Consider the following 13,090-nt stretch of genomic DNA (forward strand, 5'->3'; position numbering starts at 1 on the left):
GTGCGCCTGCCATCCGTCCGCGGATCGCTGACGCAGTGTCGGCGCCTTCCGGGGTAGCCCCGCTTTATATCCCGCCAGTTGCAGAACCGCAGCTGGCCCCATTCCCGCTAGTCATGCCGACACCGGGCCCGATCACGCCACCGATCCAGCCGCGCCAGCAAGCACCGGTCATGCCGACCTATACCGCACCGCAGCCCAGCTATCAGATACCGTCGCAGGCCCAGTCGCCTGCTGCTCCGGCACGCATTGCCACCGAGCCGATGCTGGTGATCGACAACACCGCAGGCACCATCAAGGCCTCGGGTGAAGCGTCCGGCCAGGCAGCCGGGACACCCGGCCAATCAGGTGCGAAATCGGCGGTTGCCGGAACGCGTACTGGTGCGGGCGTCCTCTCCAACAAGGCGACGACCGTCCCGCAAGGCACCCTGATCCCGGCGGTGCTGGAAACCGCGCTCGATTCCACCAGTCCCGGGCTGGCGCGCGCGATCGTCTCGCGCGACATCCGGGGCTTTGACGGCAGCCGCATCCTCATCCCGCGCGGCAGCCGCCTGATCGGCGAATATGGCTCGGACACCGAGAATGGTCAGAAGCGCATGCTGGTCAACTGGATCCGGCTGATGCGCCCGGACGGCGCCACCATCGCAATTGGCTCGCCTGCCACCGATCCGCTGGGCCAGGGCGGTATCCGCGCCAGCGTCAACTCGCATTTCTTCGAGCGATTTGCCGGCGCGATCCTGCAATCGGCACTCGATGTCGGCGTCAACCTCGCCTCGCGCGCGGCTGACAGCCAGGTGATCGTGGCACTTCCCGGCAATGTCAGTGGTGCCGCGCGCGCCACCTCGCCTGCCACCATCAAGCCCACGCTCAAGGTCAAGGCAGCGAAGAGCATCTCGATCTTCGCTGCGCGCGACCTTGATTTCACGGGCGTCGAAAACCGGTGAGCAAGGCCGCGCCCGCAAACGACACCCCGGTCTATCTGCGAGCCTATCTCGCACCGCTTGCGCCCGTGCTGGCCCGGCCGGACGTGACCGACATCTATGTGAACCGCCCGGGCGAGGTCTGGGCCGAGACCCTGGGCGGCGCCGTCGAGCGCCACGAAGCGCCAGATCTCGATACCGCGACACTGGAACGGCTCGCCCGCCAGATCGCCGCGATCTCGCATCAGGGCATCAGCCGCGAACATCCCCTGCTTTCCGCCAGCCTTCCCGACGGCTCGCGCGTCCAGATCGCGGCGCCGCCGGCCACCCGCGGATCGATGGCGATTGCCATCCGCAAACACGTCTCGTCCGACCTGGCCTTGAGCGACTATGTTGCCGCTGGTGCCTTTGCTGACACCAGCAGGCGGACCGTCGCCGGCAAGTCCGAAACCGATCTGCGTCTCGCAGAACTGCTCGAAGCTGGTGACATCGCCGGCATGCTCGCGGCCGCGGTAAAGGCGCGCAAGAACATCCTCGTCTCCGGCGGCACCTCAACCGGCAAGACCACGTTCCTCAATGCCTTGATCCGTGAGATACCGGCAGAGGAGCGATTGATCCTGATCGAGGACACGCCCGAGCTGCACCAGCATCACGATAATCTGGTCGGCCTGCTCGCCGTGCGCGGTGCGCTGGGCGAGGCGCGCATCTCGGCAACCGACCTGCTGGCGGCATCGCTGCGCATGCGTCCCGATCGCATCATCCTGGGCGAGCTACGCGGAGAGGAAGCCTATACTTTCCTGCGCGCGATCAACACCGGCCATCCCGGCTCGATGACCTCGGTGCATGCCGACAGCGCCGAGCGCGCGATCGAGCAGATCGTGCTGCTGGTGCTCCAGGCCGGCACCCAGCTCAGCCGCGACGACGTCCGCCACTATGTGCGCAGTACCGTGGATGTCTATGTCCAGCTTGCCCGCACCCGCGGGCAGCGACGCGTGGCCGAGGTGTTGCTCGCATGATTACGCCTTCGCTTGCCGATCCGGCGGGATCGAGTCCGCTCGTTGCGGCGGTTCAGTGGATCGAAGGTGTGGCGGTAGGGACGATCGCGACCAGCATTGCGCTCATTGCGGTCGCGAGCGTCGGCTTCCTGATGCTGAATGGCCGCCTGCCTATCCGGCGCGGGGTGACCGTGATCACCGGATGCTTCATCCTGTTCGGTGCGCAGACAATCGCTGCCGGCATCCTGGGAGTGGTGCAGCTGGATGCTCCAACGGCATCTTACCGAGCGCAGGCAACCCCTTCGCTGCCTCCATCGATCCCGACACCCAAAACCGCACCCCCCTATGATCCCTATGCCGGAGCGGCTGTGCCGCAGAGATAGCAAGCGCGCCCTAAAGCCAGCGCTTCAAACACCGGCGGGCGTGTTTGCGACCCTGGTGAGAACTTGTCGGGTATCCGGCGCGAAACTGAGCAAGGAGTACACGGGTGAATCTCAGGCACCGCTGGTTATGATCCATACTCCGGGGCGATAGTCGCATCTTGGTGGGATGTGTTCTTTTCAAGGGTATCGGCAGCAGTCAGCTGCAACGCGCACCCGGCCTTACATGAGCCAAGCCATTTTCTTGCTGGGCAATTGACAATCGAAAAGCGTGCACAAATAGGTGCGACCTTTCCGGGGCGGGGTTACCATGACAAAATTTGTTCGTTTCCGTTCACTTCTGATGTGTTGCTCAGGCGTTTCGCTGTCTGTCCTTACAGCGTGTGGTGGATCCTCCTCGGGTTCAGTGACGTCCCCTGTAGTCGTGGCACCAACTCCGGCGCCGACCCCTACCCCAACTCCGACGCCACCGGTCGTCGGGATGAAGTCGGAAACCATAGCGGTGCTGGAGAACCCCTGGTCCCTGGCATTCCTGCCGGACGGCCGGATGCTTGTCACTTCGCGGCCACCAACGGGAAAAGTGAACAATCCGATCACGCCAGGTACGCTGCGGATTGTTACCCAAGCAGGTGTTGTCTCTGACTCGATCAGCGGGCTCCCGACCAATGTCGGCCTGCTCGATGTGGTTCTGGATCCGCGCTACACCAGCAACAAGCTTGTCTACATCTCGTTCATGGAGCGGGATCCGACAGCGCCTCGCGTAGGGCGCGCCGCAGCCGACCTATCCATTGATCCCGCGGGTCTCGCTGTGATGCGCGGGGCGCTGGTCTTCGGAAGCGATGGTATCGCAAAGCTTCAGGACGCCCAGGTCATCTGGCGCCAGATTCCAAAGATCGCGACGCCAGCCGGCTCGGGAGAGCCTGGTGGGCGTATGACCTTTTCTCCGGACGGCACCTATCTCTTCGTGGCGGCAGGCGATCGACAGGAAATGGAGGCGCCCCTGATCCAGACGCTCTCCAATACCATTGGCAAAATCATTCGGATCTATCCCGATGGCAGCATTCCAGCCGACAATCCTTATGTAGGACGCCCTGACGCCAAGCCGGAAATCTGGAGCTGGGGACACCGCAATCCTTACGGGCTCGCATTCAGTCCGTCAGGTCAGCTCTGGGAACATGAGATGGGGCCGATGGGGGGCGATGAATTCAACGCCATCGCCTCGGGCAGCAACTATGGCTGGCCGCTTGTGTCCTATGGTGATGACTATAGCGGAACTCCAATCCCGAAGCCGAGTGCCGGCGATGGATTCGCGGCCTCCGCCCTCTGGTGGGTTCCTGTCATCGCTCCTTCAGGGATGATCTTCTACACCGGAGGCCTTTTCGGCGATTGGAAGAACGACGCCCTTATCTCAGGGCTGCAGTATCACGGGCTCGTCCGCGTTCGCATCAATGGCTCCAAGGCGACCGAGATGCAGCGAATAGACCTCGGCAGCCGCATCCGTGGGCTCGCGCAATCAAGCGATGGAAGCATCTGGGTTGTGGAAGACCAGCCTAGTGGCGCGCTGCGCAAGCTGACCCCGATTTTCTAACTTGGCTGCTGATCCATTGATCTGATCGGCTGAAGAACGCCCTGCGCCTTCCTGAAGGCGCAGGGCACATATCAAACAAGCACCGCCCTTATTGAAGTCTTGTTCGATCCGCCCCTCGATCTCCATCATCATCTCGACGCCTTCCGAGGCATCGCCTGCCGTCGGCCCATAATGCGCGGTAAAGCCGCGTCGGGCGCTTACGGATAAGCGATTTGCAGTAGGGCGTCGGTGTTGGACATCGGAAGCTTAGAGGAAAGATGGGCGCGATCAGAAATGACTGTTCGTGGGCCGGCAGCAGACAGTCCGCTTCGGGGAGCCACGCGGCGATCGACGTCGAATAGAGGCTCTCGGTGAACCGATGTCCGGGATCTACGCCGGCTGCACACGTGCGCACTGATGCGCCAGTATCAAACCAATGGTTTGAATCAGCTTATCGTATGCACAGGCTATCCCGACATCGTTCGGCTCCAACCCGGAAAGGCCACTTTCAGCCGCTCGATCGTGTAACGCCACTTGGTCGTCTTCGGCGCGCAGACGGTGTTCTGGTTCGGGCGCCGCGGCCGGCGAAGCGGCTTGCTGGCTTCTCGCGCCATCGGCCGCCAAACCGGATGTGCAGCTGCGACAATTTTCTCCAAACTCATCCTACCATTTAACGCCCATTCCGCATATGGAATGAGTCGCTCGGCATTGGCATGCGATAAGGGGGTGTGCGTGCGGTATTTTAAGCGGCTGGCTTTGCCGGCCTGTTTTATTGTTCTCGGCATCACGACGCTTTCGGCCACGGCAGCGCCGCCACTGGGGAACGACCTGGGCAACTACGCTGGCCCGGGGCCAGTTCGACTTGGTGGCCCTGCCGGTACCTCCGCTTTGATGACTACCTCGTCATCCTCTGCGGGCGAGACGGTGAACTACACCTACGACGAACTTGGGCGCCTGATTAGCGTGAAGCAGGAAGGCACCGTCAACAACGGTGTTGAGAGCAATTACAGCCTTGATAAGGCTGGGAACCGCACGAACGTCAAGGTCACTGGCGTTCCCTGAGACACCCCGGGTTTCCGTCTCGATTTCCATTTGAACCTGCTCGCCAACGCGCGGGCAGCGCGGTCTTTTGTGGGGAATTTATGCGCAGTTTTCGCCGATATGCGGTTTCGGTCGTGGCGTTGTTGGCGAGCCAGGCGGCTCATGCTCAGAGCATGGCGCCGGTTGATCCGATTCCTCCGGTTGCGACGGTCGATGAGAATGGCGTCGATATGACGGCCGGTGTCGCGCGAATTCCGATCGAATTGTTACCCTTCACCATGTCGCCCAACGGAGCACCGGTATCGGTCAACATAACCGGCCCTGGCGGTGGGATTGCTAACGCAGCGTTTACAGCGGGAATGGGCGGTGCGGTAAATGCTGGCCTGTCGACCTCCTATGGGGCTGAGAACGGATCCTATCCTTTCGGCAACACAAAAATGCCCGACGCGAATGGGCTGGTGCCCCAATTGGATTGGAACGGCGGACTCTCCTCTGCGCCGCCTACGGCGCAGTCGGATGGCTCCTACATCTTCATGCCTGAGTCCCTGGAACGAGGGCAAGATAGTCCGCTGGCTATCATTCCTGCGGGAAGCGGCGGCAATCAGGCGAATACTCAGATATTCTCGATGCGCGGCACGCGCATGGTCGTCGGATCCTTGGGGCAGGCGACGCAGATTATTTTCCCCGACGGCGAGAAATGGGACCTCTACTACAATACGGTTACTTATGCGGGTGGCTCCGCATTTCCCGGATCGACCTTTCCGATTTTGCCCTCGAGGCCTGCTGCCCGCCTGAAGTTCCTGATCTCTTCGAGGGGTTATGGAATACAATATTCTTACCTTCGGGACAGCCTTGCTGGCACCAATTCTTACAATGAAATGGAATGGGCCGCGCCCACCCGAATTGTTTTCTTCAATCGGGCGAAGATTTTTTGCGATCCGAGCACGTTGGTGGACTGTGGTTCCCTATCTTCTCTGAATTCCTATGCGACGATCGAGTACAATAACGCCACTCCCTCCGTCATTTTCAAGACGCCAAAGAACAGAACTGGGGTGAAGATCGCCTTCACGGCCAGCGCTACGACCGTGGAGGATATGGCAGTTCCAGGCTCTGCCAGGACCTACACCGGCGGACAGATGACGCATAAGTTAGTCACGTCCGCCTATTCCGGTCCGAACGGAAATTTCCAGTATAGTTACGCATATTGGACGCAAGAGGGAGAACCATGCCCTTGTGATGGTGGCACCACCGCCGAAAGAACCGACCCTCTCGGTGGATCGATAAGCACTGGTGGTGACATCAATTATTCGATGCCGGGCTATTTGATCGATGCGGCCGGGCTAGTCAGCAATTACGAGTGGAGGCGCGGTAAGCCGGTCGGTTTGATTCGTAATTCCGCGTTCGGCGCGCCCTTCAGCTCTGTGGGGTTCCAAGCGGACAACCGGGGTAATATTAAGAAGCAGACGCTCATTCCGTCCGACACCAGCGCGCCGATCACACTATATACCAAGGTGTTTTCGTCTGAGTGCTTGAATCCCAAGACGTGCAACAAGCCCACTAGCATCACGGACGGCAAGGGCAACGTCACGGCGTATACCTATAGTTCGGATCATGGCGGCGTCCTAACTGAGGTCGCGCCCGCGGTCGGCGGCGTTTCGCCGGTCAGGCGTTACGCCTATGGGCAGCGTTACGCGTGGATCAAGAATGCCTCAGGTGGTTTTGTGCATGCTGGAGATCCAGTCTGGCTGCTGCTGAGCGAGAAAACCTGCCGGACCACCGCGACAAATGTAGCTGCCGATAGTTGCGCGGGCGGGGCCTCGGATGAGGTTGTGACCAGTTACGACTATGGCCCGGATACCGGCCTTGTCGGAAATAACCTTCTCCTTCGAGGCAGAGCCGTGACCGCCGACGGCGTGACGCTGCGGACCTGCTACGGTTACGACGATAACGGCAACAAGATCTGGGAAACGAGTCCGCGCGCGGGCTTGGCGACCTGTGACTAAACCCACCGCACAGAGGCTGGCGATATGAACAAGATCATTCGCGCGCTGATAGGCGCGGCAGCATTTGCTTCAATGGGTGCGGCGGCTCCGGCCCTGGCCCAGTCATCCCCGTCGGATTTTACCAGTGGAGCGCGATATGATGACGCTGGCCGCCTCACCGGCACGATCGCGCCAGATCCGGATGGCCCTAGCGGGGGCCTTCGCTACATGGCTGTTCGCAATAGCTACGACTCTGCCGGCCGCCTTATCAAGATTGAGAAGGGCGAGTTGGCGAACTGGCAGGGCGAGACGATTGCGCCCCAATCCTGGGCCAACTTCACCGTCTCCATGCAGGTCGAGACGACGTACAACGCGCTGAACGGGAAGCTGAAGGAGACGGTCTCCGCTGTTTCGGGCGTTACTGCCACCCCCTATCAGGTAACGCAGTACAGCTATGACGTGATGGGCCGTCTCGAATGTACGGCGATCCGCATGAACCCGGCGGCGTTTGCATCGCTTCCGGCTAGCGCGTGTTCTCTCGGCGTGGCCGGCAATCAGGGCCAGGATCGGATTACCAGGAACGTTTATGACGTAGCTGGGCGGGTTACTCAGATCCGCAAGGCGGTAGGGACAGGCCGTGAGCAAGCCTATGTCACCTATGGCTATCGCTACGACAGCAAACAGGAATATGTCGTCGATGCCAACGGCAACAAGGCACGGATGATCTACGACGCCTATGATCGGCAGTCCCAATGGCAGTTCCCCTCGGCGACTGCGCCGACGGGCTACAATCCTTCCACTCCGGCTAACGCGCTGGCGACATCGGGCGCGGTCAACACCAATGATCGCGAGGAATATGGCTATGATGCAAACAACAATCGCGCCTGGCTTAGGAAGAGAGATGGGCGCGTCTTCCTCTACGGCTACGATGCGCTCAATCGATTGACCTCAAAGGTTGTGCCGGACGCGTGTGTTGCGGGCTACGCCTGTACGAACGTGCCGGCTTCGATGACGCGAGACGTCTATTACAATTATGACCTGCGCGGCCTGCAGACGTCCGCACGCTTCGACAGCGCAAGCGGCGCGGACGCGGTGATCAATGCCTATGACGGCTTTGGGCGAATTTCCTCCAGCACCACGAGCATGGGCGGCACCAGTCGGACCTTGACCTACCTCTACAATGGGGACGGCAACCGGACGCGTATCACGCATCCCGACGGTGCCTATTTTTCGATGGACTATGATGGTCTTGATCGAATGAGCGCCGCGCAGTGGTGGGGCCCAAACAGTGGCGCCGTGCCGTTCATGGGGATCAACTATGATCCATTGGGCAGGCGTCTTTGGACAGCGCGGGCCAGCAGTGCCACCAGCTATAGCTACGACGGCATCTCGCGTCTTTCTGGCCAGAGCCAGACTTTCGCTGGAAGCGTGGGTAATTTGAATACTGGCTTCAGCTATAACGCGGCAAGCCAGATCACGAGCGTCAGCCGAGATAACGCAGCCTTCGTGTATTCCGGGCAAGCGAATGCCGATCGCAATTACACCGTCAACGGATTGAACCAATATGGTTCTGCGGGCGGCGTTGGATTTGGCTATGATTCTAACGGCAATCTGACCGCCAGCGGCGGTATCGCCTTCACCTATGATGCTGAAAATCGGCTCGTGGTGGCGTCAACGGGTGCGCAACTTACCTACGATCCGCTCGGGCGCCTCTACGAAACGTACAGCCCGACCACCGGGGTAACGCGCTTCCTATACGACGGGGACAGGCTTGCCGCGGAATATGATGGCAGCGGCGCGATGCTGCGGCGCTACATGTTCGGACCCGGTGTGGATGAGCCCATCCTGGTCGATGAGGGTGGTACTCTCAACTGCTCGGGAACGAAGGTGTTGCACACCGACCATCAGGGGTCGATCGTTGCGCAGGCCGATTGCTGGGGTAACCGGACCGCTATCAACACCTATGATGAATACGGCATCCCTAAGAACAGCGTGAATGGCAACAGGGAGCCATATGGGCGGTTTGCTTATACCGGTCAGGCTTGGATCCCCGAGCTTGGAATGTACTACTACAAGGCTCGCATCTATTCGCCTACACTTGGCCGCTTTATGCAGACCGATCCGATCGGTTATAAAGATCAAATCAATCTCTATACCTACGTATCCAATGATCCTTTCAATATGCGCGACCCAACAGGCATGTGTCCGCCATGTCTTGCGCCCGTCGCCTATGTCGCGGTGGCCGAGGTAACTCCAATTGTCGTTAGCCTCGCTGTGGTTACTGCCACGGCAATTGCGGCCAACAATTTTCCGGTACTGGATTACAAGGCTGGTGTGCTCCAGCACACAATGACAATTGGTTCGTACTGGATGGAGCAATCCGGTGAGGGGCGTGAGTCGGCGGAGTCTGACGAGTCCCCGACTGAACCGGATCGTACTGCTGAGGATCCTTTGCGTCAGGATAAGAATGGCAGGCCGGAAGTCGATCCCGAAGCTGCGGGAAGGGCCCACACACAGCTTGGCACAAGAAGCGGTCGGCGTACGGGGCCATATCGCCAAGGAAGGGAATTTGACGAAGAGGGTAATCCGGTTCGTGACGTCCATGTGTCGGATCACGGAAGGCCAGATACCCACACCAATCCGCACGAACACGTTTTTGTCCCAAATCCGACCGGCGGCACTCCTCAGCGCGGTCCCGCGCAGCCATTCTAATCCAGGATATCTTTATGCCTCTGTACGCCTTCAAAGTTAGAGAACTGGCTACGTCAGGGGGCGCAATTCAGCAGATCCTGCCCCTTATGATCGAATCCATTCCTGATGAAGTTCGGAAGCTTCAATGGTATATTTTTGACGACGACGTTGTAGTTTTAGAGCAAAGCACACTCCAAGATTTTAGACATAATTCTGATACTGCGATGAATTGGAGTGCGCTTGTGGATAAAATTTCAGTTATAGAAAGCGCGTTCAATATAATTATAGTTGGATACGGATTTAGCGCGCCAATTTCTGAAATTGAAAAATTATATGATACCTCGAATTTCGAAGGAAATTTTGTAAGCGTCAGTCTATTTGATGGATGTGAGTGGAGAGTTTCCTCTAACATACTTGACGTAATAAAAAATATTGTTGAGAAAGTATTATAATTTTATCTGCCATATTGGTACTTTTATAGTTAGGTATGCCGCGCCCTAATGACTGAAGAAATTTCAGTCCACTCGCGGAGGTGGCCTTTCTCGTTCAGGAACTGAGCCCTATCATACTGCTAGTCATTACTCGCGCGCGCCGACCGGTGTGCGACCAGTTCGAGGCGCTATGCTGCGAACGAACCGCGCTTTCTCGCTTGGTTCATGCGAAAAATGACGGACGCTACACCCGTGCGCATGGCTCAAGTCTCGCCCGCAACTCCGCGTAAGCGTCATCGTGAGAACGCATGAGTGGATCCCATTGATTCTCTTCGGAACTCGGTTCGACGCGACCTTGGAAGCAAGCGGTCTCGTTGTGAGGCGCACCGAACACATCCTCATATCGTGCGACAACTTTGATGGCGATGAAAGTCGCGCCCCGATCACAGCAGCGAGTTTGTCGCGTTCGCCGAAATTGATCCCTAAGGGATAAGTGTCCCAACTTTCGGCTGCTGCGATATCCTGACGCCAGTGCGACTTGCTCAGATCAGGCTCTTCTCCCACCATAATATACCGATCGGCCTGGCCTTCTGTGTAGGTTTGAACGATCGCGCTTGATAGCCAGGGGACACGTCGCGCTGGCGACTGGCCGGAATTTCGGAATATGGCCTTGGTGGCCAACGATCCCGCAAGAGTGAGTTCGCATTCAAGACTCTCGATGACCAAGTACGCACGCGCCTGCGCCCGCGCAACGTTCGTCCGTCCCGGCACCGCGTGGGCAGACGTGGCGAGGCTATGCCGTTCGGTGACGACGACGAGGAGGATGCGATCTACCGAACCGATATCCAGATCGCCGCGGTCAACTCGCTCAGCGCCGTGATGGCAGTGATGCGGTGGCAGCGCTGGATGAACTACTTTCGCGACGAACGCGGCGAGATGAACTCGGTTTACATGATCGAAGGTAATAACATCGCCAATCGGCCTGCGGCATGAGCAGGGTGGAAAGGCTCAAAACAGTCTTTGTGGACGAGATTCCAGAGATCCTCGAAGATGGAGTCCTGTATGTTTCTCGCGCATGCAAAGTCGCCCTGCATAACTGCGCTTGCGGATGCGGCGAGGAGGTGTCAACGCCACTCGTGGCAACCGAATACAACCTCACTATGGAGGGGAATGACGCATCTGTCTGGCCCTCGGTCGGCAATCACGATTTTGCCCGTGCCTCACACTATGTGATCCAGCAGGGTCGGATCGTGTGGGCAGGACAGATGAGCAGGGGGGCAATCGAGAAGGGACTTCAACGAGATCGCGAGCTGAAGCGTCCCAACGTGAGCGCCGCCCCGGTTCGTCCTCCTTCAATCACGATATGGTCACTTCGTCGGATCTGGAATTGGCTGAAGACGATGTGCAGTACGATATTCGGTTAAGCCCCCCCCCCCCAACGGATGACGGCTTTCAGGGTTCTCGATCTATCGCCTAAACGACCGATATTGGGGCGCTTTGCTGCCTGTCCGCTTTCGGATCGACCGTCTCACCGCCGAACGGCCGACTATGGGTGGTTAGCTGCCGCTGTGAGGCGTCGCCGCTTCCACGCGCCGCCGCTCTACTAATTCTGTTCTCGTCTGCCTTTCCAGCGTTCCATCCGGGCGCTGGATCTCCAAAGCTATCGTCTTCGTACGCTTTGTTGGAACTCCAGCATCGTCGGTCGCCCAGGTCACGGAAAGAGACCCTGATACCCGTTCCTTGCCCCGCTCGCGAAGAGCCGCCTCCAAGCTGATCGGTTTCTGCGTTATCGCTCCGACTGCGACATCGGATTCGGCGCGCTCGAGGCGGACCTTGTCGGGATCGACTTTGGCAACCACCTTGAAAGTCGCGCCGGCGGATTCACCTTCTATCCTGCTGATCGGCTGGGCCTCGACGGCCCATGCGTCCAGATACTGGGCGCCGGGATGAAGGTCTTGCGAGGTCAGATCGTACTTTGCCAGCAGTTCAATGACCGACTCCGGATCGCATTCAATGTGGAAGGCATTCCAAGTAAATATCCATTGTCCGCAGACCGTCCGGTCCCATTTGGCCGCCTTGAGCCAATGATCGAGACGGCGTTCTAGCTCACGAGTATTGAGCAGTTTTATTGGGCCATTTGAGGGCTTGAATACGCGTGCTGGGAACTGCCAGTTGCTGGCGCGGTCTTGGGATGTTGCGTCATCGGGCAGATCATATTCCAATTCGATGCCGCCGTCCCTTCGGGCGATCACGCTTTCGATCAGCCTAACCGTGCCTTTCGAATTTCCGGACGATCCGTCGCTCGCTTCCTCAGACGTCTTGTAGCTTTGCGTGATCAAGTAGGCTTCCCCCGCGCGCGAAGTTGTCGGGGAATCCTGCGCGAGGGAAGGAACTGTCGGCGAGAGCAGGAGCGCAATGGCAGCCGCTGTTATGCTCGGTTTCATGACGACCAAACTGCCCCGATCATATGCGGCCCGCAAGGTCTGCTAATGGGGCGTTTGCAGCCTGACCGCTTTCGGATCGACCGTCTCACCGCCGAACGGCCGACGAAGGGTGGAAAGCCGACGTAGCGTCTCGAAGGATTTCACAGTAAGCTCCAGCAATGACGCCGGAGCATTACCGAGTTCGGATTGAAGGCCAGCGCGTGCTTATTGCGGTCGCAGGCGATGAAGTGCTGGCTCGCATTCACGGAAATCTGCTCGAAGTCGGTGCCCGTGCAGTGGGGCCGTCAGCGTGGCTCTGCGACGGAGACGTCTCGGTGCAACGATTATCGGAAGCGATTGGCGAACTTGGCAAGGACGAGGTTGTTTATCTCGCCGCTAACGGAGCCGAGCGGATCGAGTTCGGCTTTCTGGTCGCCCCCAAGATAGACGGTGGCATCATCGTCACACCATAGTCAATGTCTGCAATTGGGGCGTGAGCAGCCTGACTGCTTTTGGATCGGCCGCTTCGCCGCCGAACAGCCGAAGATGGGTGGAAAACGCACGTTTCGACGGGCGACTTGATCGGTCGCCCCTCGGCCGGGTCCGGCGAAAACACCCGTTCGCGTTAGACAGGCCGTTTCCGGAGCCGGACGTCGTTCGTCG

At 59.0% G+C, this 13,090-nt stretch carries 12 protein-coding genes; 11 read left to right on the top strand and 1 reads right to left on the bottom strand.

What is annotated here, in order from left to right:
• The first annotated feature begins 113 nt into the window (after positions 1 to 113).
• The 10 genes from HNP52_RS03960 to HNP52_RS23355 all read left to right on the top strand — a co-directional run bounded on the left by HNP52_RS03960 (position 114) and on the right by HNP52_RS23355 (position 11,428).
• Positions 114 to 941 carry a TrbI/VirB10 family protein gene (locus tag HNP52_RS03960; RefSeq protein ID WP_260395898.1) on the top strand — a complete coding sequence of 276 codons (828 nt, stop codon included), beginning with the start codon at positions 114 to 116 and terminating at the stop codon, positions 939 to 941.
• Positions 938 to 1,933: a P-type DNA transfer ATPase VirB11 gene (gene virB11 / locus HNP52_RS03965; protein ID WP_184162753.1), complete on the top strand. Its 996-nt coding sequence runs from the start codon at positions 938 to 940 to the stop codon at positions 1,931 to 1,933. Before HNP52_RS03960 ends, virB11 begins: the two co-directional genes overlap by 4 nt.
• On the top strand, positions 1,930 to 2,295 hold the full coding sequence (locus HNP52_RS03970; protein WP_184162756.1) for a TrbC/VirB2 family protein: 366 nt from the start codon (positions 1,930 to 1,932) through the stop codon (positions 2,293 to 2,295). Before virB11 ends, HNP52_RS03970 begins: the two co-directional genes overlap by 4 nt.
• 478 nt (positions 2,296 to 2,773) lie before the next feature.
• Positions 2,774 to 3,880: a PQQ-dependent sugar dehydrogenase gene (locus tag HNP52_RS03975; protein ID WP_184162760.1), complete on the top strand. Its 1,107-nt coding sequence runs from the start codon at positions 2,774 to 2,776 to the stop codon at positions 3,878 to 3,880.
• 711 nt (positions 3,881 to 4,591) lie between these two features.
• Positions 4,592 to 4,921 carry a hypothetical protein gene (locus HNP52_RS03980; protein WP_184165189.1) on the top strand — a complete coding sequence of 110 codons (330 nt, stop codon included), beginning with the start codon at positions 4,592 to 4,594 and terminating at the stop codon, positions 4,919 to 4,921.
• 80 nt (positions 4,922 to 5,001) lie between these two features.
• Positions 5,002 to 6,903 (top strand): hypothetical protein, encoded by a 1,902-nt coding sequence (locus tag HNP52_RS03985; RefSeq protein WP_184162762.1) that lies wholly within the window; start codon positions 5,002 to 5,004, stop codon positions 6,901 to 6,903.
• A 24-nt stretch (positions 6,904 to 6,927) separates the two neighbouring features.
• On the top strand, positions 6,928 to 9,594 hold the full coding sequence (locus HNP52_RS03990) for an RHS repeat domain-containing protein (RefSeq protein ID WP_184162764.1): 2,667 nt from the start codon (positions 6,928 to 6,930) through the stop codon (positions 9,592 to 9,594).
• A 14-nt stretch (positions 9,595 to 9,608) separates the two neighbouring features.
• Positions 9,609 to 10,025, top strand: a complete 417-nt coding sequence (locus HNP52_RS03995; protein ID WP_184162766.1) for a hypothetical protein — start codon at positions 9,609 to 9,611, stop codon at positions 10,023 to 10,025.
• A gap of 774 nt (positions 10,026 to 10,799) precedes the next feature.
• The gene (locus HNP52_RS04000; RefSeq protein ID WP_221416089.1) at positions 10,800 to 10,997 is read left to right on the top strand and encodes a hypothetical protein; all 198 of its coding nucleotides are present in this window, start codon (positions 10,800 to 10,802) and stop codon (positions 10,995 to 10,997) included.
• Entirely contained in the window at positions 10,994 to 11,428 is a 435-nt protein-coding gene (locus HNP52_RS23355; RefSeq protein WP_221416090.1) for a DUF6527 family protein, read from the top strand. Before HNP52_RS04000 ends, HNP52_RS23355 begins: the two co-directional genes overlap by 4 nt.
• Before the next feature lie 132 nt (positions 11,429 to 11,560).
• On the opposite strand, the gene HNP52_RS04005 is transcribed toward HNP52_RS23355, so the two are convergent.
• On the bottom strand, positions 11,561 to 12,448 hold the full coding sequence (locus tag HNP52_RS04005; RefSeq protein WP_184162768.1) for a hypothetical protein: 888 nt from the start codon (positions 12,446 to 12,448) through the stop codon (positions 11,561 to 11,563).
• A gap of 158 nt (positions 12,449 to 12,606) precedes the next feature.
• Here HNP52_RS04005 and HNP52_RS04010 point away from each other — a divergent pair, with 158 nt between their 5' ends.
• Complete coding sequence (locus HNP52_RS04010; RefSeq protein ID WP_184162770.1) at positions 12,607 to 12,900, top strand: hypothetical protein; 294 nt, start codon at positions 12,607 to 12,609, stop codon at positions 12,898 to 12,900.
• Positions 12,901 to 13,090: the final 190 nt, after the last annotated feature.

It is taken from the genome of Sphingomonas kyeonggiensis (genome assembly GCF_014204495.1).
Taxonomy (GTDB): domain Bacteria; phylum Pseudomonadota; class Alphaproteobacteria; order Sphingomonadales; family Sphingomonadaceae; genus Sphingomonas; species Sphingomonas kyeonggiensis_A.

Excerpts from the sequence above, each read along its gene's own strand:
- HNP52_RS03960 (WP_260395898.1), top strand. The coding sequence starts at position 114 with ATGCCGACACCGGGCCCGATCACGCCACCGATCCAGCCGCGCCAGCAA.
- HNP52_RS03995 (WP_184162766.1), top strand. The coding sequence starts at position 9,609 with ATGCCTCTGTACGCCTTCAAAGTTAGAGAACTGGCTACGTCAGGGGGC.
- HNP52_RS03970 (WP_184162756.1), top strand. The coding sequence starts at position 1,930 with ATGATTACGCCTTCGCTTGCCGATCCGGCGGGATCGAGTCCGCTCGTT.
- HNP52_RS03990 (WP_184162764.1), top strand. The coding sequence starts at position 6,928 with ATGAACAAGATCATTCGCGCGCTGATAGGCGCGGCAGCATTTGCTTCA.
- HNP52_RS04005 (WP_184162768.1), bottom strand. The coding sequence starts at position 12,448 with ATGAAACCGAGCATAACAGCGGCTGCCATTGCGCTCCTGCTCTCGCCG.
- HNP52_RS04010 (WP_184162770.1), top strand. The coding sequence starts at position 12,607 with ATGACGCCGGAGCATTACCGAGTTCGGATTGAAGGCCAGCGCGTGCTT.
- HNP52_RS03975 (WP_184162760.1), top strand. The coding sequence starts at position 2,774 with ATGAAGTCGGAAACCATAGCGGTGCTGGAGAACCCCTGGTCCCTGGCA.
- HNP52_RS04000 (WP_221416089.1), top strand. The coding sequence starts at position 10,800 with ATGCCGTTCGGTGACGACGACGAGGAGGATGCGATCTACCGAACCGAT.
- HNP52_RS03985 (WP_184162762.1), top strand. The coding sequence starts at position 5,002 with ATGCGCAGTTTTCGCCGATATGCGGTTTCGGTCGTGGCGTTGTTGGCG.
- HNP52_RS23355 (WP_221416090.1), top strand. The coding sequence starts at position 10,994 with ATGAGCAGGGTGGAAAGGCTCAAAACAGTCTTTGTGGACGAGATTCCA.